At 51.8% G+C, this 19,094-nt stretch carries 23 protein-coding genes; 4 read left to right on the plus strand and 19 right to left on the minus strand.

The features are described 5' to 3' along the window. Nucleotides 1-2: 2 nt before the first annotated feature. Both EVJ23_RS12830 and EVJ23_RS12835 read right to left on the minus strand, forming a co-directional pair. Nucleotides 3-1,016 carry an ABC transporter permease gene (locus EVJ23_RS12830; protein WP_131466264.1) on the minus strand — a complete coding sequence of 338 codons (1,014 nt, stop codon included), beginning with the start codon at nucleotides 1,014-1,016 and terminating at the stop codon, nucleotides 3-5. Next, a complete protein-coding gene (locus EVJ23_RS12835) occupies nucleotides 1,009-1,737 on the minus strand; it encodes an ABC transporter ATP-binding protein (RefSeq protein WP_131466266.1) in 729 nt (242 codons plus the stop codon). The genes EVJ23_RS12830 and EVJ23_RS12835 overlap by 8 nt, the downstream gene beginning before the upstream one ends. A 168-nt stretch (nucleotides 1,738-1,905) precedes the next feature. Between EVJ23_RS12835 and EVJ23_RS12840 the strand changes: the two genes are divergently transcribed. Beyond that, entirely contained in the window at nucleotides 1,906-2,523 is a 618-nt protein-coding gene (locus EVJ23_RS12840; protein WP_035386467.1) for a TetR/AcrR family transcriptional regulator, read from the plus strand. A 3-nt stretch (nucleotides 2,524-2,526) separates the two neighbouring features. Here EVJ23_RS12840 and EVJ23_RS12845 read toward each other — a convergent pair whose 3' ends face one another. Genes EVJ23_RS12845 through EVJ23_RS12865 form a run of 5 tightly spaced genes read right to left on the minus strand, consistent with a single transcriptional unit; the run spans nucleotide 2,527 to nucleotide 6,993 of the window. After that, nucleotides 2,527-3,834 carry a HAMP domain-containing sensor histidine kinase gene (locus tag EVJ23_RS12845; protein ID WP_131466268.1) on the minus strand — a complete coding sequence of 436 codons (1,308 nt, stop codon included), beginning with the start codon at nucleotides 3,832-3,834 and terminating at the stop codon, nucleotides 2,527-2,529. Then, nucleotides 3,831-4,505: a response regulator transcription factor gene (locus tag EVJ23_RS12850; protein WP_131466270.1), complete on the minus strand. Its 675-nt coding sequence runs from the start codon at nucleotides 4,503-4,505 to the stop codon at nucleotides 3,831-3,833. The genes EVJ23_RS12845 and EVJ23_RS12850 overlap by 4 nt, the downstream gene beginning before the upstream one ends. A gap of 18 nt (nucleotides 4,506-4,523) precedes the next feature. Then, complete coding sequence (locus EVJ23_RS12855; protein WP_070329060.1) at nucleotides 4,524-5,675, minus strand: ABC transporter permease; 1,152 nt, start codon at nucleotides 5,673-5,675, stop codon at nucleotides 4,524-4,526. Beyond that, entirely contained in the window at nucleotides 5,672-6,355 is a 684-nt protein-coding gene (locus EVJ23_RS12860) for an ABC transporter ATP-binding protein (protein WP_131466272.1), read from the minus strand. Before EVJ23_RS12860 ends, EVJ23_RS12855 begins: the two co-directional genes overlap by 4 nt. Beyond that, complete coding sequence (locus EVJ23_RS12865; protein ID WP_131466273.1) at nucleotides 6,352-6,993, minus strand: efflux RND transporter periplasmic adaptor subunit; 642 nt, start codon at nucleotides 6,991-6,993, stop codon at nucleotides 6,352-6,354. The genes EVJ23_RS12860 and EVJ23_RS12865 overlap by 4 nt, the downstream gene beginning before the upstream one ends. 144 nt (nucleotides 6,994-7,137) lie before the next feature. Between EVJ23_RS12865 and EVJ23_RS12870 the strand changes: the two genes are divergently transcribed. Both EVJ23_RS12870 and EVJ23_RS12875 read left to right on the plus strand, forming a co-directional pair. Continuing rightward, entirely contained in the window at nucleotides 7,138-7,863 is a 726-nt protein-coding gene (locus EVJ23_RS12870) for a hypothetical protein (protein ID WP_131466275.1), read from the plus strand. A 9-nt stretch (nucleotides 7,864-7,872) separates the two neighbouring features. After that, nucleotides 7,873-8,601, plus strand: coding sequence for an ATP-binding cassette domain-containing protein (locus tag EVJ23_RS12875; RefSeq protein WP_131466277.1), 729 nt, complete (start codon nucleotides 7,873-7,875; stop codon nucleotides 8,599-8,601). Nucleotides 8,602-8,838: 237 nt separating this feature from the next. On the opposite strand, the gene EVJ23_RS12880 is transcribed toward EVJ23_RS12875, so the two are convergent. The 3 genes from EVJ23_RS12880 to EVJ23_RS12890 all read right to left on the minus strand — a co-directional run bounded on the left by EVJ23_RS12880 (nucleotide 8,839) and on the right by EVJ23_RS12890 (nucleotide 10,398). Then, complete coding sequence (locus EVJ23_RS12880) at nucleotides 8,839-9,324, minus strand: hypothetical protein (RefSeq protein ID WP_131466279.1); 486 nt, start codon at nucleotides 9,322-9,324, stop codon at nucleotides 8,839-8,841. A 26-nt stretch (nucleotides 9,325-9,350) separates the two neighbouring features. Then, complete coding sequence (locus EVJ23_RS12885) at nucleotides 9,351-9,818, minus strand: hypothetical protein (protein ID WP_131466281.1); 468 nt, start codon at nucleotides 9,816-9,818, stop codon at nucleotides 9,351-9,353. 82 nt (nucleotides 9,819-9,900) lie between these two features. Continuing rightward, a complete protein-coding gene (locus EVJ23_RS12890; RefSeq protein ID WP_131466283.1) occupies nucleotides 9,901-10,398 on the minus strand; it encodes a hypothetical protein in 498 nt (165 codons plus the stop codon). Between the two features lie 78 nt (nucleotides 10,399-10,476). Here EVJ23_RS12890 and EVJ23_RS12895 point away from each other — a divergent pair, with 78 nt between their 5' ends. Beyond that, nucleotides 10,477-10,680, plus strand: coding sequence for a hypothetical protein (locus EVJ23_RS12895; protein ID WP_131466285.1), 204 nt, complete (start codon nucleotides 10,477-10,479; stop codon nucleotides 10,678-10,680). Between the two features lie 3 nt (nucleotides 10,681-10,683). Here EVJ23_RS12895 and EVJ23_RS12900 read toward each other — a convergent pair whose 3' ends face one another. The 9 genes from EVJ23_RS12900 to EVJ23_RS12940 form a co-directional block, all read right to left on the minus strand. Next, the gene (locus EVJ23_RS12900) at nucleotides 10,684-11,157 is read right to left on the minus strand and encodes a DMT family transporter (RefSeq protein WP_070329049.1); all 474 of its coding nucleotides are present in this window, start codon (nucleotides 11,155-11,157) and stop codon (nucleotides 10,684-10,686) included. A gap of 12 nt (nucleotides 11,158-11,169) precedes the next feature. Beyond that, nucleotides 11,170-11,829, minus strand: a complete 660-nt coding sequence (locus tag EVJ23_RS12905; protein ID WP_131466287.1) for a Crp/Fnr family transcriptional regulator — start codon at nucleotides 11,827-11,829, stop codon at nucleotides 11,170-11,172. An 11-nt stretch (nucleotides 11,830-11,840) separates the two neighbouring features. After that, a complete protein-coding gene (locus EVJ23_RS12910) occupies nucleotides 11,841-12,266 on the minus strand; it encodes a DMT family transporter (protein WP_131466289.1) in 426 nt (141 codons plus the stop codon). Between the two features lie 18 nt (nucleotides 12,267-12,284). After that, nucleotides 12,285-13,223 carry a DMT family transporter gene (locus tag EVJ23_RS12915; protein ID WP_131466291.1) on the minus strand — a complete coding sequence of 313 codons (939 nt, stop codon included), beginning with the start codon at nucleotides 13,221-13,223 and terminating at the stop codon, nucleotides 12,285-12,287. A 121-nt stretch (nucleotides 13,224-13,344) separates the two neighbouring features. Then, entirely contained in the window at nucleotides 13,345-14,238 is an 894-nt protein-coding gene (locus tag EVJ23_RS12920) for a carbohydrate ABC transporter permease (protein ID WP_131466293.1), read from the minus strand. A 12-nt stretch (nucleotides 14,239-14,250) separates the two neighbouring features. Further along, entirely contained in the window at nucleotides 14,251-15,138 is an 888-nt protein-coding gene (locus EVJ23_RS12925; protein ID WP_131466295.1) for a carbohydrate ABC transporter permease, read from the minus strand. A 43-nt stretch (nucleotides 15,139-15,181) separates the two neighbouring features. Further along, nucleotides 15,182-16,423: a sugar ABC transporter substrate-binding protein gene (locus EVJ23_RS12930; protein WP_131466297.1), complete on the minus strand. Its 1,242-nt coding sequence runs from the start codon at nucleotides 16,421-16,423 to the stop codon at nucleotides 15,182-15,184. 146 nt (nucleotides 16,424-16,569) lie between these two features. Then, nucleotides 16,570-17,544 (minus strand): LacI family DNA-binding transcriptional regulator, encoded by a 975-nt coding sequence (locus EVJ23_RS12935; RefSeq protein ID WP_131466299.1) that lies wholly within the window; start codon nucleotides 17,542-17,544, stop codon nucleotides 16,570-16,572. Between the two features lie 17 nt (nucleotides 17,545-17,561). Beyond that, nucleotides 17,562-19,094 (minus strand): alpha-glucosidase, encoded by a 1,533-nt coding sequence (locus EVJ23_RS12940; protein ID WP_131466301.1) that lies wholly within the window; start codon nucleotides 19,092-19,094, stop codon nucleotides 17,562-17,564.

The raw sequence follows: 19,094 nt of genomic DNA on the forward strand, positions 1-19,094 counted from the left end.
TTTTAGTGCCCGCGATACTTCCCGAGCGCCCGCATATTCAATAAATAAAGCACACCTGCGTAAACGATTAAACCGAGCACATAACCCCAGATCCCGGTGAAACCGCTCCCGTACACCATCACTTCCTTGATCGCCGTCGCCCCATAGAAGATCGGCATGGCGTAGCTCAAATTGCCGAGCCCGTATGGAATCAAGTCGAGCGGGATCAATCCTGAGAAGAACACTTGCGGGATGATCGTGAACGGGATCATTTGGACGACTTGGAGCTCCGAACGGGCGAACACCGAAATCGTCGCCCCGAACAAAACGGCCGTCCCAGCCATTAAAATCATCACAAGAAATACCCAACCGATGTTCCCGAGCGACGTCAGCCCGAGCACGTAAATCGTATAGAGCACGATGAAGACAGACTGCACGACCGCGAAGACGCCATAGCCGAGCGTATACCCTAAAATGACTTGTCCGCGTTTGATTGGGGTCATGAGCAGCCGTTCGAGCGTACCCCCGCTCCGCTCTTTGACGAGCGCCATCGCCGACAGGATGAAGACGAAGAAGAACGAGAACAGCGACAAGAACACGTAGCCGAACGAATCAAACGTCGACTGTCCTTCTTCTCCGTATACGTAATTCATCTCGATATCGGCCGCCGGATTGAGCGCCGACAACGCCGCTTGGATCTCACGCACCGCTTTCGACGATTTCGTCGACGGTTCGCGCAACGTGATCATGGTACCCGCCTGTCCCGCTTCGAAGACGGCATCGACGTCTTTATTGTCTTCCAAATAAGCAACCGGCTCCTCGACCGTATCGAGTCGCACGTCGAGCGTCTCGGCTTCGAACGCGTCGATAAGCTGCTGCTGGGCGGCCTCGTCGAGCACAACGACCGGCACGTAATCCGAGTCGCCGAGTAAGAAGTAGACGAGTGTGAGGATGAGGAGCGGGGCAATCAAAATCAAGGCGACGCTCCGCTTGTCGTTCAACGTCTGAAAGATGACCCGTTTCGCCAAGTTACGCATCGCGCTTCGCCTCCTCTCGTCCGGCAATGAGGAACAGTTCCTCGACACGGCCGTTCTCGGTCTGCTCGAGCAAGTGCGTCACCGTGTCATAGGCGATCAAGCGCCCGTTATAGATGAGCGCGGCCCGGTCACATTCGAGCACCTCGTCCATGACGTGGGTCGAGACGATGATCGTCGTCCCACCGGCTCGAATCGTTTGAAACTGATCCCAAATCTGGCGGCGCAAAATCGGGTCGATCCCGACCGTCGGCTCGTCTAAAAACAAGACGTCCGGTTGATGAAGGATGGCGATGGCGAGCGACAGCCGCTTCTTCATCCCGCCCGAATAGTTACGGACGAGCTTTCTCCGGTCAGCCGACAAGTCGACGAGGGCGAGCACGTCATCAATCCGTTGTTTGAGCCCTGCCTTGCCGAGCTTATAGATCGAGCCGAAAAACTCGAGGTTCGCCTCACCCGACAAATCGTCGTACAGCCCATCGTTTTGCGGCATGAATCCGATCTTATGAAGCATGTTCATGTTCGGCATCACCGTCTCGCCGACTCGAATCGATCCTTTGTCTGCCGCCAATGCGCCGATCATCAAACGGATGAGCGTCGTCTTCCCCGACCCAGACGGTCCTAAGAGACAACAAATGTCTCCCGAGTTGATCGTGAAGCCGATATGATCGATGGCCAGTTGGTCACCGAACGATTTACTGACGTCGTTCAGTTGAATATTCATATTGGACTCCCTCCCGATGTCTGCCTCGTGTACACTGGACTAAAAGACACCGTGTTGGTTTATACGTTCAGTATAGTCCGCGCTCGAACGGCCAACAATCATCAATCTCGGTCACAGTGTTGGTTTTCCAACAGACGGCGATAATGTGTTGGATAAAGGAGAAAAAATATGGAACAGACAGACTTACGGGTCGTCCGGACGAAGCAGTTGATCAAACAGGCGTTGCTCGAATTGATCGAAGAACAAGGATTTGAAGCAGTCACGGTGAAGGCGCTCACGGAACGCGCCGGCATCAACCGGGGTACGTTCTATAGCCACTATGTGGATAAGTACGATCTCATGGAGAAATCGATTGAAACGATCTTTCATGAGGCCGAAACAAAACTCATCAAAAATTTGCCGAACGTCTTTGGCAATCAGCAAGGCTCCGCTCCCCATCAGTTGCTCGTCCCGTTCATCCGGTTCATCGAGCAAAATAAGATTTTGATGAAACCGCTCCTCGGTCCGAACGGCGATCCGCAGTTCCAGGCGAGACTCCGCGCCTACATGTACACGGCGCTGTTCCACCGTTCCCCGACCGTTTTGTTCGACGAGACGCAGTCGCTCGTCCCGCCCGATTATTTAGTCTCCTATATCTCGTCGGCACATATGGGCGTCATTTATGAGTGGCTCTATAATGACCGAACTGAAACGGTAGAAGATATCGCACGCATCATCTATACGATCACGTTTGAAGGACCGCTCGTCGCGGGCGGGTTGAAGCCGGACAGACAAAAAGACAGGTAGCAGCTACCTGTCTTTTTGATCGGGAAGCGTCACACGCACCGTCGTCCCTGACTTCAATTCGCTCGTGACGTCTACATGACCACCGTGCAACGTGACGATTTTTTGAACGATCGCCATACCGAGTCCTGACCCGCCTTGATGTCTCGAAGGGTCGGCCTGATAGAATCGCTCGTACATACGGCTCACTTGTTCCGGGGTCATGCCCTCCCCGTCATCCGTGATCTCGCAAACAATCGATTCCGCCGTTTGCATGAGCTTGATGCGGATCGTGCCGCCGTCATAAGAGTGGGTCATCGCATTTTGGATCAGGTTGATCCACACTTGGTGCAGCAGTCCGGCATCGCCGACCATCTCGACTTCATCAAGCTCAGCGATCAGGTTCAACCGTTTGCGACTCGACTCTCGTTCAAACGATAAGATACTTTCCCGCATCTGTTCACTGAGCGAGAAGCGGCTGACGTCTAATCCGACGACCGAGTGATCCAACTTGGCAAGGCGCAGCAAGTCACGTGACAACCGCGACAGCCGCTTGCCTTCCTGTTCGATCATTGTCGCATAGTTGACTCGTTTTTCCGTCGGTACGTCAGCCCGTTTCAATAGCGTCGCGTAGCCGAGGATCGAGGCGACCGGCGTCTTGAATTCATGCGCCATGATCGCCGTCAATTCCTCGTTTTTAGACTCGTTCGTCGCCAACGTCTCGGTCATCTGGTTGAACTGACTCGCCAACTTGCCGATCTCATCGTCCCCGCCGTCATGTACCCGTACCGTCAAATCACCAGAAGCGACTTTACTTGCCGCCTCGGTCACCCGGTCGATCCGTCTCGTCATGAGCCGGACCGCGAACAAGACAAGCACGCTCGAGACGAGCGCCGTGAGCAACAACGTCTGGAACGATAGATCGCGGAAAATCGTGACCGGGTTCTCGTCCGCGTTCGGGGACAACGTCACGACAGTCCGATCGATTAAAAGCGTGACGGCAGGCAATCGCTCGTCGCTTACGGTCAGCACGTCGCCTCGTTCAAGACGCGCGCGCTCCGCGACCGACCAACTTGCTGCCGCGTAGCGGTCCGTCTCGACAACAAGCGTCCGTTCGGAAAACAAGTCGATGACCTCATCGGCTCCTAATTCATAACGCTCAGAAGCCGTCAGCATGCTCTCGGCCCGTTCGACGAGCATCGTCTCGACTTGCGACGTCAACGCATTCATTTGGAACGTCAAGAAGAGCGTCAGCGTCAGTAAGATCGGGATGAGCAACAGCCCGAAGAAGATGGTCAGGAAACGTCCGTAAATCGAACTGAAGAAGGACTTCATGACTTCAACTCCAAGCGGTACCCAAGTCCCCAGACGGTACTGATTTGAAATGCGTCGACATGCTTCAAGCGGCTCCGGAGACGGTTTACATGGACGTCAATCGTTCGGACGTCACTTGCCGTTTCATAGCCCCAAATGCGATCGAGCAACTGTTGTCGCGTGAACACTTGATTGAGATGCGTCGCCAAATGATACAGCAACTCAAACTCTTTCTTCGGCACCTCGATTGTCTCGACCGGGGTGATCACCGTCAGTGATGTTTCGTCTAACACGCAATCGTGCAGTTGAATCTGGTGGTCTCGATATATATTGGCTCGTCGTAGCATCGCCTCGATGCGGAGCTCGAGTTCTTCTAGATCGACCGGCTTGACGAGATAGTCGTCGGCCCCGGCCCGGAATCCTTTCTTCTTATCAAGCAACGTCTCGAGCGCGGTCAACATTAAGATTGGGAGCGTGTAACCGGCGTCCCGCAGTTGCTCGGTCAACGCTCGACCATCGAGACGCGGCATCATAATGTCGGTCACGATGACGTCGATCGGTTGCTGATCGAGCAGATCGAGCGCCTCCTCTCCGTCAACGGCCCACAGCACGCGGTAGCCCGCTGTCGTCAAATATTCAAACAGAAGACCTCCGAGTGCCGGATCATCTTCGACAAGCAATAGCGTGACCATACGAGATTCCTTCTTTCTTTATGCGTTTCGTAACGCTTCAATCGGCTGCAAGGCGGACGCCTTACGGGCCGGGATATATCCAAAGATGACACCGATCACGACTGAAAACCCGAGTGCCAAGCCGACGGTCGAACTAGCCAACGTGAACGGGACACCCATGACGACAGTCAAACCGAAGGCAAGGAGTGCGCCGACCACTACACCGACCAACCCACCGAGGACGGACAAGAGCACCGATTCAAACAAGAACTGTTGGCGAATTTTCGCCGGTGTCGCGCCTAACGCTTTTCGTAAGCCGATCTCACTCGTCCGCTCCGTCACCGAGACGAGCATCATGTTCATGATGCCGATACCGCCAACGAGCAGCGAGATGGACGCGATGCCGATGAGCAGCATGCTGAGCAAGGCGTTGATTTGGTCGATGGACGCGAGGGCGTCTTCAAAGCTCGTGACGGTAAACGCGTCCCGACCGTTAAATGCGGTCGTCAACTGCTGCGTCAATTCATCACTTACTGTCTCAGATTGTCCTGATTCCGTGTACAGGTCAAACGTCGAAATCGTATTCACATGAAACTGGTGAAGCGCGGTCGTCACCGGAATGACAATCGTCTCGTCCGTCGACATCGAAAACTCTGAAGACGGGGCGAGCGTGCCGACGACGATGTAACGGATCCCGCCAATCGTGATCGTCTCACCGATTGGCGACGTGGTCGGGAACGATTCCTTCACAATCGTATCGCCGATTACGGCGACGCGCGTCCGCTCCGAGACGTCCACTGGCGTGATGCCTCGCCCGGAAGCGAGTGTCGAATCTGAGAAGAACGCGTCACTCTTCCCAAGGACGCTCTGTTCGGTCGTTTGACCGCCCAAATAGACGTCCGCTTGATGACTTGTCGTCGGTGATAACGACTCGACACCGTCAATCGCTTCGAGACGTTCCACTTCGGTTACGCTGATGCCATTCTTCGTCGCATCTTCGATTTGGACACTCATTCGGTCCGCCCCGAACGTCGCGACTTCTTCATTGATCGAGGACGTGACACCTGAGATGACCGTCATGAGTGTGATGATGGACGCCGTCCCGATGACAATTCCAAGAATCGTCAGGAACGAGCGCATCTTATGACTGATCACAGTCAGCCAAGCCATACGTATATTTTCTCGAATCATCGTCGTTCCTCCTTCTCGATACGGCCATCCCGAACGTAGACGATGCGCGTCGCTTCTTTGGCGATGTCGAGGTCATGTGTGATCATGATGATCGTCTTCCCTTCCGCATGCAATTCATGAAACAAGTTCAGAATTTGACGTCCGTTCGTCTGATCGAGCGCCCCGGTCGGCTCATCGGCGAGCAGTAAGGACGGATTTGTCACGAGCGCCCGCGCGATGGCGACACGTTGTTGTTGCCCACCCGACAGTTGATTCGGGTAATGGTTCTGTTTATCGCCGAGCCCGACACGCGTCAACATCTGGTGCGTCCGGTCTTTTCGTTCCGACTTCGACAGCCGTTGATAGATGAGCGGTAACTCGACGTTTTCGCTTGCCGTCAATCGCGGCAGTAAGTTGAACTGTTGAAAGATGAACCCGATCTGCTGATTGCGGAACGCCGACAATTCGGTCTCGGATAACCAGGTCACGTCACGGTCGCCAAAGCTGTAGCGACCGCTCGTGTATCCGTCCAGACAACCAAGAATGTTCATAAGCGTTGATTTTCCCGAACCAGACGGCCCGAGGATGGCGACGAACTCGCCGTCGTGAACCGTCAAATCGATCCCGTTCAACACGATTTGTTCGTTTCCACCCGCCCCGTACGCTTTCGTCAAATCGGTGACTTCAATGAGTGCGCTCATTGTCCTCCTCCGATCTGTGGTGGCATGATGCCTCCAGCTGTCGCCTCATCCATTAAGAGGACGCTATCTTCGTCTAATCCGTCTTTAATCTCAACGCGGCTGCCGTCGCTGATGCCGAGCTCGACTTGCCGTTTCACCGGACCATCCGTGCCCTCGACGTACACGTAGGCGTCGCCTTCTTCAAACGTGATGCTGTCGAGTGATAGCGTCTCTGCTCCTTCGACACGTTCGACGACAATCGAGCCTTCGAGCGTCATCCCGTTTCGTAATCCGTCCGTTTCAGGCAACGTGACGTTCATCGCATAACGTGCTGACGAGCCCGGAGTCGTCAATGCTTCTGCTTCATCCGCAATCGATTCGACCGTTCCTTCGAGTTCAGTGTCCAATGCGTTCGCATAGATCGTCAGCGCATCACCTTCCTCGACTTTCCCTAAATCCCGCTCGTCGATCAACAGTCGTCCGGTCGCATCTTCTCCGACAGTCGTCACCTGACCGGCAAACGTGTAGACGTTCTCAATCGTCTCCGTCGCCACTTGCTCTGACTTATATTCGACCGATTGTGGCATCAAGACAATGCCCGCTCCTAACGCGATGGCCAGGGCACCGCCACCTAATCCCCACTTCAGTTTTTTGTTCATCTGTCGATTCCTCCTTTTGGTTGTACCTCAAGGATAAACAGAAGTTATAAACAAAGTATGAACGGATAAATTTACAAATAATTGAAACTATCATGCTAGTAAATGCGTATATCGAATTAATCCACATCAACCTCGGAGGTATATATGCATCAAATCACGAGTTATTTCTTTCTGTACGCAAAAATCGTCCTTACGGATAAAGTTCCATTTCTTTTAACGATGGGACTCCCGCTCGGTGTTGCCCTCCTGTACAGTCCACCAAATATCGGTACGATGACGTCTGCCGAGTATGCCACGTATTTGTCGTACTTTTGGGTGTACATCATCTTGGCGACTTATTTGAACGGGATTGCGCTCGAACTCGCACGAATGCGCGAATACGGTCTCATGAAGACGTACGTCATGATCTCCGGCAACAAATATACATACGTCCTGGCCATCTTGTTGGCTCAACTATTGTTTGCCGCAATCAGTCTCCTACTGTTCACAGTTGTCGTCACGCTCGTCCACGGTCATTTCACTTTCGGTTTGCTCGCGAGCCCAATCCTACTGTTGCTCGCCAGCTTCCCGTTCGCGCTCGGAAGTGTCGTCTTGACGCTTCTGCCGGTGAAAGTATCGAGCTTGATGAAATTTGCGAACATTCTCACCTATCCGCTGTTCCTTTTAGCCGTCAAACAGCCAGATGTCTGGTTCGGTTATGCCAATCCGTTTTATGCCCTACTTCAACTGTCGCTTGCCGTCGTTCATGGTGTCACGCAAGTCGACGTCTCGTTTAACCTGATTACGACAATTCTCTCTCTTGTCGGTTACGTCATCGTTGGCCTGTTCGCGATGAATCGCTTCAACCTCGTCTCATCCGTCACACGCTAGGAGGAAATGATGAACATTCAAAACTTGACCTACTCTTATCCGAAAGCAGCACGTCCCGTGCTCGACGACGTCTCATTCACGCTACATCCGAATAAACTGAACGTCTTGATTGGCCTGAACGGGGCCGGGAAGACGACGTTGTTTGATTGTATGACAAGGACGCTCCCAGTCGACCGGGCCTCGCTACAGCTCGTGCCATCGTCTGACATGCTGTATTTAACGCAACAGATTTTGTATCACAACGAATTAACGGGAAAAGATCTCACGTACTTCATCGGACGGCTCACAAAGCGGCCTGACTTCAAGCGACTAGCGACTTATGTCAACGGACTCACGACCGCCCGGGAACAAGAGCTGTTCGAGCATCTGTGGAAGATGAAGCTCGGCAAAATGTCGGTCGGAGAACGCAAGTGGCTATTCGTGACATTGCTCGCCTCGGTCAAACGATCGCTCTACTTGTTCGACGAACCGACGAGCGGCGTCGATCCGGCGTCACGCATCAACATCATGCGCCATTTACAGCGACTCGTAAAAGACGGTCGGACGTGCCTCATCTCGACGCACCAACTGCATGACTTATCCCAGCTGGAGTCCCATGTCATCTTCCTCCATGAAGGTCGTGTCCTGTATGAAGGCGATTTCCAAGACTGGTTGCGCGCGTCCGGGACGACCGACCCCGACGAGGCGTTCGTGAAGATGGTCGAAGGCATTCAAGATGATGTGGCGGTGACAACGTGAATGACTCGTTTTGGGAAAGACACCGCTTCAAGTTTTATACAGCTGGTATGGTCATCTGTGGCTGTTTAGTCGGTATGTTTTCATAAGAAAACCCAGCTTCTGACGAATCAGAAGCTGGGTTTTAGTCTTCCATCCAGCGATAGACAACCATAAAACCAATCCACGTTGCACAAAACGTCAGAACGATGTTAATCAGTTGCCACATTCCATCTGTGAGGTGCATTTATTTATCTCCTTCTAGTTAAACCGATTCTTCGACGCATCGCGATGCGCCGTCCGCAACTCATGGTTCGTCACATGCTCCGGGTCAATCAGTTCAAGCTTCCGGTTCACCCAGACCGATAAGAAAATGAACGGGATGAACAAGGCGAGAAGCATTCCCGCGAAGACGAGGAGTGAGCCTTCGATCGACCAGGCGATGGCGATAAAGATACCGAGCAAGATGACATTCGCGAGCACGATCCCGAATTCGAGACGGACGAACTTTTGATAGCGCGCCTCGTCGTTAAAGGTGAGCAGTAAGTTCATCCGGTGCCAGGCCCGATATAAACTCGGCAACTGGGTCGCCATGATGATGACGGCGAACGTCGCCACTTTAATGTCTTGCGTGAAGATGAAGTAAAAGGCGATCCCTAAAATCGCGAACGTGAGCAAAAGCGCCGTCCGGTTCACGTTGCGGTCGTTCTCGACCATTCGTTTCAGTCGTTCTTGTTTTTCCACCATAGTCACTGCCTCCATCAAACGTTCTTTCATTTTTTGCGTTCACGTTGCACCTTGCTGAGTTCAATTCCTGTCACATGTTGCGGGTCAATCGTTTTCAACTCACGGTCGATCCGGAAACCGAGCGTCATGAACGTGATGAGTCCGACAATAATGACGATGATAAATGTAAGCAATGTGATCCATCCAAGCATCGAACTCGTAATCAATAGCAGGAGAAACACGAGATTCCCGACAGCCAAACCAAATTCGGACCGTACTTTTTGTTGATAACGGACAGCGTCGTTGAAAGTAAGCAACAACTTCATGCGGTGCCAGCTTTTATAGAGCATCGGGAACTGTCCGACCAAGATGATCGGCAACAGCAACAAAACCTCCGTTGTCATGAAATAAACGATGAACAGTGCAATGAACCCGAATGTCGGATACAGCGTCTGTTTTTGTCGCTTCTGGTCATTTTCAATCATTCGTTCAAGTCTTACCGTATGGTCAACCATCAAATCCTCCTAGCCAAATCGTCTTTGTTTGCGTAACTCCCGATTCGTCACATATCCTGAATTGATTTCTTGTAATCGACCATCACTTCTCGTCCCATTTCCGTTTCATCTGCTCCCGCTTCGTCAGCCCGAACAGACTGTCGACGACGTGCTCGTCATCGATGCGGAGCAATCGTTTGTCGATCAACGTCGCAGTCAGTAAATGGACGACCAATATGCTGGCAAGTACGCTGCTGAGCGTCGATAGTTCAAAGAAGTTTAATTCATGTCCTATCATTAAACCGAACATGCCCCATAACATCGCGATGTCCCCAATCCCTTTTACTCGAATCAATCCTTGATACGCACGATTGTCATTGAACGACAGCTGCGTGCGCGTCTTTCTCCATGACATATAGCTAAACGGCACCGCAATAGTCGTGACAAACAGAAACATCGCACTATGAGTTAGCGAAAAATTCCCATAAAACCATAGTCCTGCGGCTAAACCAATCAGACCGATTCGAAGCGCCGTGCCCATGCTAGACTGCTTTTCAGTCAATCCATATAGTTCTTCAGTCCGTTCTTTCCGTGTAATCATCCAATCTCCCCCTTTGAAACCAAATCCATCCATGACGCGTATATACAACTAGCATACCAATTATTAGGAGGGATTTCGATGGATATCCTCATTTTAGCCGTCTTGCTCGGCGTCGTCGGTTTTATTGTGACCCGTTCCTATACTTTATATCCGTCATCGTTCGAGGAACGCTCACTCATTCAACCGAACGGCTCTCACACGACAAAATGCCCGCATTGCCAAACCGTCGTGAGACGGCAGGAACACGGGCAAACTTGTACAAATTGCCGTAAATCATTCTGAAGATCAACCTACTTGTTTTACCTGCTGGCGCGCGGTCATTTTCTTCCCACTCAACTGGAACAACAGCACCCCGCCGACGATCAAGACGATGCCAAGCGCCGTCTTCCACGTGAACGGGATCGCCTCAAGTCCGAACCAGCCGAGCGTATCCCACAGCAAGGCGAACAAGATTTGCGACACCATCACGATCGAGATGGCGTAACTCGGACCGAGCTGCTGGACGCTTTGCGTCACGCTCATGACGACACCGACACCGATGATGCCGCTGAACCAGTACCACGTCTCCATGTCACGTAAATCAAACAAACCGCCACCTTCACTGATCAATCCGATGAAGAGAGAGGCGAGAAAACCAAGTGCGAGGACGAGCGTCGTCGTCGCCCAGGCCCCGACCCGTTGTTTCACGTTGGCGTTGAACGTATTCTGTACACAGACGAGCATGCCGCCCATGACCGCGAGCATCATTCCAAGTGCCATTGTCGTTCCCCCTCACTCATAAATACTCTCCCCTGCGACAGCGATCAACCCGGCGCGATTGATGATTGCGATCGACCGACGATCCCGTTCAATCAATCCTTGTTCGACGAAGCGTTTGAGCGTCCGATTGACGTGGCGATAACTCGTCCCGATCAAGTCGGCGATATCGGTCAACTCATCGACCGTCGACCCGAGCGCACGCTCGTCCGGCGTCATCGACAACAAGTAGCTCGCGAGCCGGACGTCGACCGGGTAAAACAAGTTGAAACTCATCGACTGCGACTTCAACTCGAACTTTCTCGTGATCTCTTCTAACAGATAATGGAGCCACGCCACATCGTCCGCCGCGTGTCGGGCCAAATCGTCAAACCGGATGACGAGCATCTCGACCAACGTGACCGCCTCGACCGTATTTAAGTACGGTGTCCGGCGCACGTACTCGATGTCCCCTATCAAATCGAACGGACGTTTGAACGACAGTACGAGGCGTTTGCCAGTTGCCGACGTATGCGCCACGCGAATCTTGCCTTTGACGAGAAAATGAAGGTGGTGCGCGTCGTCACCTTGGGCGCAAATCGTCGCACCTGGCTCGTAACGGACGAGCGTGAAATGTTCGTGTGTCGCTTGTGGCAAGACCTGCAACTCCAGTTGCGTCAAATAGTGTTCTAGCATCCGGTCCCCTCCTACCATTTCAACAAGATGATGCCGGCGACCATCATGGCGACACCGAGCAATTGTGACACGTTCAACTCTCGGCGTATCATCCCGAACCAGCCGCGCCAATCGATGACGAGCGCGAGGGCGAGCTGCGCAATCAGAAACAAGGAGATTGTCAACGTGACACCGAGCTGATGGACGGCTGTCATGTTGCTGAACAAGATGAGGGCTGCGAACGCGCCACCCGACAAATAGAGCGGGTGCACGTGTCGCATCTGTTTATACGTCCGGTCACGCACAGCCAGCATGACGAGAAGCGCCACAATGAAGCCGGTCATCTGCGTCAATGTCGCGGCCTGCCACGTGCCGATCTGTGAACTGATTCGTGCGTTGGCGACGCTTTGCAACGTTAAAAAGAAACCGCCGCTGATGGCGAACAAGACTCCGCGCATCGTATCCCCTCCTTTATATTATGACAAGCGGATCATCATGATGCCGAGCACCATGGCGAGCAAACTGACGAGTTGAATCCCGGTCACCGGATTTTTGGCCGCACCGAACCAACCGAACCGGTCGATCAGCAAACTTCCGCATAGTAAACCGACAATGACGATGACGACGGCGATGCCGGTCCCGACCATCGGGACAATCAAGACGTTCCCGCCGATAAAGAGCGCGCCGATGATCCCGCCAAGCCAAATCCACCACGGTTGTCCCGATAGCCCGCGCCATTCAACGCTCGGCCGGAGGATGAGTAAGATGAGGAGAAGTGCGACGATTCCGACGACAAACGAGACGAGCGCGCCTTTTAGTGCAGACTCGAGCACAGTCCCTAAATAGCCGTTGATGGCGGTCTGCATCGCACTCATCATCCCGGTCCCGATTCCGAGTAAACGCCAGACGTTCAAGTTACCGGTCTCCACCCGGTTCGCGATGACAAATTTTCCACGCCGACGATTGATCCAGTCTGTGAGTGCGACCGTCCCGACGACCCCTAGTAAAACAAGCAAGGCCCCAAACACGCGCCACGGTGTGAGGACGCTCACGGTCGAATTGAACCAACCGAAGTGATCGATTAACAGCCCCATCACGATCTGTCCAAAGATTGGCATGATGACCGTCTGGACGCTGCCGAGCCGTGGGAACAAGAGGATGTTCCCCGTTAAAAAAATGACCCCTAACAAGCCACCCGACCACATCCAGATTGGCTGTTGCTGAAAGATTGACGAATCGAACCCGAATCCTTGTCCAGAGACAAGCAGGATGAGCGATAAAAAGGTCGTCCCGACCGCGAATGATAGGAACGAAGCGACAAACGGTGACCCGACGATCGAACGCAGACGCGAGTTCACGCTCGTCTGTATCGGTAGTAAGATGCCGATCACGAGTCCAATAACAATGGCTAACATATTTCGTTTCCTCGATTCTATGATGTAGTGCAAGTTATTATCTCAATGTACATCTCACTCATCCAAAGTATAAAGGACCGATGTCCTGAGTATAAAAAAAGAACCTTACATGGCGTAAGGTTCACTTCATCCCAGATATATTGTACCCTTCGATGATGTACTTTTGGAAAATCATGAAGATGATGATGATCGGCACGACCATAAATGTGGCCCCGGCCATCTGTAACGCATAGTTCCCACCGTGCTGCCCTTGGAGGAGCGCAAGTCCGACAGACAGCGTGTAAAGCGCTTCGTCGTTAGCGATAATAAGCGGCCATAAGAAGCTGTTCCAGGCCCCGATGAACGTTAAGATCCCTTGTACAGCCAAAATCGGTTTTGACATCGGCAAGACGATTGAGAAGAAAATCCGAAACTCACTCGCTCCATCCAAGCGGGCCGCTTCTAACATTTCTTCTGGAATCGTCGTCATGAACTGCCGGAACAAGAAGACCCCGAACGCCCCGACGAGACCGGGGAGGACAATCCCCGTCATCGTGTTCGTAAGACCCATTTGATTGAGCATCAAATAAACTGGAATCATCGTAACCTGACCCGGGATCATCATTGTCGCCAAGACACCGATGAACAGGACGTTACTTCCCTTAAATTTATGCTTCGCAAACGCATAACCGGCCATTGCTGTGAGCAATAAACCGAAAAATGATGCAAGCACGATCAACAACGTATTCTTCAAATACGTCAAAAAGTTTAAATTTACGAATAAATCGATGTAATGCTCGAACGTCACGTTTTCCGGTAAGATTGTCAACGGTAGCGACAAGATTTCCGCATCCGTTTTAAAGGACGAGATCACCATCCAGAAGAACGGCAACATGAAGGCGATGCCAAGGACGGTCAAAACGAGCGCGACGAACAACTGCGACAGCTTGGCTTTTCGTTTATGGTTTAAGTCGGGAAGTGGCGAGAATTTCTCCCGCTTCACATTCACGGCAACCGGTTTTTCGTTTGGAATCATGAATGTCCCTCCTTAATAGTTATTCTCGCTCTTTTGAAGACGGAACTGAATGAGTGTCACCGTGATGATCAAAATGAACAGTACGACGGACCCGGCAGCCGCATAACCGAAGTTACTAAGCTGGAAACCGTTGTTGTAAATGAAGAGTGCGAGCGACGTCGTCGAATTGAGCGGTCCACCCTCGGTCATGATGAGCGGTTCTTCGAAGAACTGGATCCAGCCGATCAGCGTCGTGACCGTCACGAAGAAAATCGCGTAACGGAGCAACGGGATTGTGATCTTGAACATTTGCTGGAACGTACTCGCTCCATCTAACGCTGCCGCTTCATAGTACGTGCGTGGAATCCCTTGAAGCGCCGCTAGGAAAATAATCATGTTGATTCCGACTGCACGCCATACAGCGAGCATGATCAACGATAGCTTAGCGATAAACGGGTCTTGGAGCCAAGGTACGTCTGGAAGGCCGACTGTGTTTAATAGGAAGTTGAAGAGGCCGTACTGCGGATTAAACAAGAAGCCCCAGACGACGGCGACCGCAACGACGTTCGTGATCGACGGCATATAAAAGACGACACGGAACCATTCGAAGACTTTGCCAGTCCCGAAATTGATCGACATCGCAATCGCGAGCGAGAGACCGATGACAATCGGTACCCCAATGACGACATAAACGACCGTATTCAATAGCGCTTGAATGAACACTTCATCTTTGAAGATTTCGATGTAGTTGGTGAGCCCGATCCATTCGATGTTTGCCCAGTTCGCAATCCCCGCCAAATCCATGTCTGTAAAACTCATGAAAAACGCGATGAATAACGGCATGATTGAGAACATGAGTAACAAGAGAACGGTCGGAGCGACGAGCAAATATGGCGCTCGATCATTAAGAAATTGTTTCATAAGGTTCTCCTTTAATAAAACGAGAGGGGGTGTACCCCTCCGTTTATTTTAAAATCGACTTCGCTTTTTCTTGGAACACCTTAGCTTCATCTTCTACAGTAGCCGCACCGCGATACATCTTCTCAAAACTCTGCAAGTACGTTTGCGCTACTTTTTCCCACGTTGTCATCATCGGCATCGGCTCTGCTGCTTCCATTTGCTCACCGAACGTTTTGAGTTTCTCATCGTTTTTGAGCGTCTCATTCTCTGCCCATGTCGCTTTCGTCGATGGAAGTGACTTCGTCATCTCCATCCACTCTGTCTGTGTTTCTGGTTTACTCATATAGGCGATGAATTTCGCAGCTTCGTCTTTCTTCTCACTGCTCTCAAAAATACTCAAGTTCGATCCACCAAGGAACGAGATATTGTTTTCTTTCGCTGGAAGGACGGCTGTACCCCACTTATCTTCAATGTCCGGCATTTGGTCATTGATGATGTTGATCATCCACGGTCCACTGATGAACATCGGCACGTTCGGTTCCTCGGCCCCAAACGCTTGAACGACATCAAGCCCTAAATCGATTGGCGCATATCCTTCTGTGAAGTAATTAGTTAAGTACTCTGCGCTTTCAATGAATTCCGGTTGATCAAAGAGCGGTTCTTGATCTTCTGTCAACAGCTCTGAACCGTTTTGACGAGCGAACATGAACGATAGCATTTGGTCGTTCGTGTCCAACGTGATCCCGTACATGTCTTCCCCGTCACGAGCCGCTAGTTTTTTCGAAGCGTCTTCTAATTCATCCCATGTTTTCGGTGCTTCCGGGTAACCTACTTTTTCAAGCGCGTCTTTCCGGTAATAAAGAACGCGTGTGTCGACATACCACGGTGCTCCGTAAAGGCCGTCCTCGAATTGAACCGTTTCAACCGATCCTTCATAGAAGTTCGATGGATCGAGCTCCGGGTAATCTTTTACAAGGTCTTTCATATCTGCGAGTGCTCCCGCTTCTACGAATTCAGGCATCCAAGACGTTCCCATTTGAACGACATCCGGACCATTTTTCGAAGCGACCGCAGTCAACAGTTTATCGTGCGCCGTGTCCCAAGGGATCGCCTGTACTTTGACGTTGACACCTTCATTCTCTTTTTCATACTGTTCTGCTAGTTTCGGTAAAGCTTTTCCTTCTTCGCCCATCGCCCAGACCGTGATTGTATTCGCGTCATCGCCGCTCGATCCAGAAGAACATCCCGCCAACACACCTGAAATGATTACCGTGCCCGCTACCGCTGCTAACCCTAATTTCTTCATCTGAATTCCTCCGTTTCTCGATAATCGAAACGTTTCGATTATCATGTAAAAAAATAATGTTTATACAAAGGTTTACTGCAAAATCAACAGGTTAAACGTTTCTATAAACATTATAGTTCACAATGTATCCGCTTACAATACGTATTTTATTTTTTATTATTTTTTTTTCGGATTGAAGCGTCTTTAATGAATTTTGAAGGGATTGTCTGTTTTGAATTTTCCTTCGCTTCAATCAAATGGAGCAACGCACGAGCCGCCTTCTTGCCCCAGTCCGGCTTCGAGTAGCTGACACTCGCGATTCGAGGTTGAGTATAGTTGGTGATTTCAAGTTTATCAAAGCCAACGAGCGAGATATCTTCCCCGATCCGGAGAGAAAAGTTTTGCAAGACGTCATAAACCCCGAGTGCCATATCGTCGTTCAGACAAATAATGGCGTCGCCTTCTTGAATCACTTCAAGCAATTCACTCGCTGCCCGGATACCTGAACGTTTCGTAAACTCGCCGTTCCATTCTCGAACAGCGACTCCGGCTGCGTTTGCGCGATCAACGACGACTTTCCGTCGTTCGACAGCATCATGGTTGCCGACCGGACCGTTCACAAGATGAATCTGATTAGGGTTCGTTTCCAAGATGGCGTCCATCTCTTGATTCATTCCGATTTGATTATCGAGTAGCACACAACTGATGTTCGGATGTTCAATCTCACGGTCGAGCATCGTCAGCGGATGGCCTCGATCCGCGAACTCTAAAATTTGTTCTTGGGTGAAGCGATGCCCTAAGATGAGCGCCCCGTCTACCATGCGCTCAGTCATCAGACGATGTGATTCGGGACCGTTACAAACGATCAACTCATAGCCGGTATCAGCCAGCTCTTGGTTGATCCCTTTTAGTAACTCCCCGTAGAACGATCCGGAGTAGTCCCCGAGAAACGCTCCGATGATATGCGTTTTTCTTGTCTTTAGCGTACGCGCCGCGGCGTTTGGCACGTAGTTCAACTCTTCGGCGATTTTAATGATGCGTTGCCTCGTTTTTTCTGTCACTTTCGGACTACCGTTTAGCGCATACGAAACGGTCGATATCGAAACGCCCGCCTCTTTTGCGATGTCTTTGATTCCTGCCATTTCCTCACTTCCTTCTGTCAAAAATTATAACATATGAACGCTTCATACGGCCGTAGCATTGGTGACTCGACCTGCTCTGTGGCAATCAATCGGTCCCCGCATTCAACCGGTATCGGTACCGTGTCCGGAGACAGATTCACGACGACAAGGAGTGGTGTCTCCTCCGCGAGGAAGCGGCGATAGACGTACAGATGATCTTCGGTCGGAACGAGTTCATACGCCCCGTCACGTAGCACTCGATTCGTCCGACGCAGTGCAATCAGTTCTCGGTACAAGTGAAGCAGACTCGTTTCATCCAAGCGCATCGTCGAGACGTCCCTACCTTCGTCGTGGTGAAGCGACCGAAGCCACGGTGTTCCCGTGCTGAACGTGTCCGCTCCTTCGCCCCATGCCATCGGAAGCCGGGCGTGATCACGTCCTTTCATTCGGACGGCATCAAGCGTCCCGCCCGTCCGTAAGTAATTCACCGTCTCGATATCCTGATAATCCTCTGGCGCGATCATACCGTTCGTCATGCCGACTTCTTCCCCTTGGTAGAGGAACGGGATCCCTTTCAACCCGTATAAGAGGACCGCGAGCATTTTCGCCGCCCGCTCGTCACCGTCATACCATCTTGAAATGGCACGAGGTTGATCGTGGTTGTTCCAAAACAGGCTATTGCGTCCCTCGACCGCGAACGCCCGTTGCCACGTGTCGAGCGTGGCTTTCAGCCGCGACGGCTCGAACGGGGCGAGCTTCCATTTACCCTGCCCCGCTTGTTCGTCGAGGGCACAGACTTCAAAGTTAAAGACGATGTCTAGCGAACCGTCCCGTTGCAAAGCTAGAATTTCGTCCGGGGTCAATCCGCCCGCTTCACCGACAAGAAGCAAAGAAGAGGTGTCGACTTGCGCCACTAAATCTTTTAAGTAGCGGCGCATCAACGGAAAGTCGAGCCATCGTTTGCGGTCGACATCTTTCCCGATCAAATCGATGACGTCAAAACGAAAACCAGTCACCCCGCGCTCGGCCCAAAACGCCAAGACGCCCGCCATCTCCGTCCGTACTTGCTCATTCCCCCAATTCAAATCCGGTTGCTCCGGGGCGAACGCATGGAAATAGTACTGGCCCCGGATCGGTGAGTACGTCCACGTCCCGCCCCCAAAGAACGAGCTCCATTCGTTCGGCGTATCTCGCCAAATGTAGAAGTCGCCGTATGCCCCTTCCGGCTCACGCTCGGACTGGAGGAACCAGTCATGCTGATGCGACGTGTGGTTGGCGACGATGTCCATCATGATGCCGATCCCTCTATCTTTCGCTTTTCGGATCAACTCGTCCATATCTTCCATCGACCCAAACATCGGGTCGATCCGCGCATAGTCCGCGACGTCATAACCGTTATCGTAACCGGGCGAGACGTATACCGGATTCAGCCACACCATGTCGACCCCAAGCCAGCTTAAATAATCAAGGCGACTGACCACTCCTTGTAAATCACCGACCCCGTCACCGTCGCTGTCTTGAAAGCTCTTCGGATACACTTGATAGACCGTGTTTATTTGTTTTGCGTCCAT

The sequence above is a fragment of the Exiguobacterium sp. SH1S1 genome (genome assembly GCF_004337245.1).
Classification (GTDB): Bacteria; Bacillota; Bacilli; order Exiguobacteriales; family Exiguobacteriaceae; genus Exiguobacterium; species Exiguobacterium aurantiacum_A.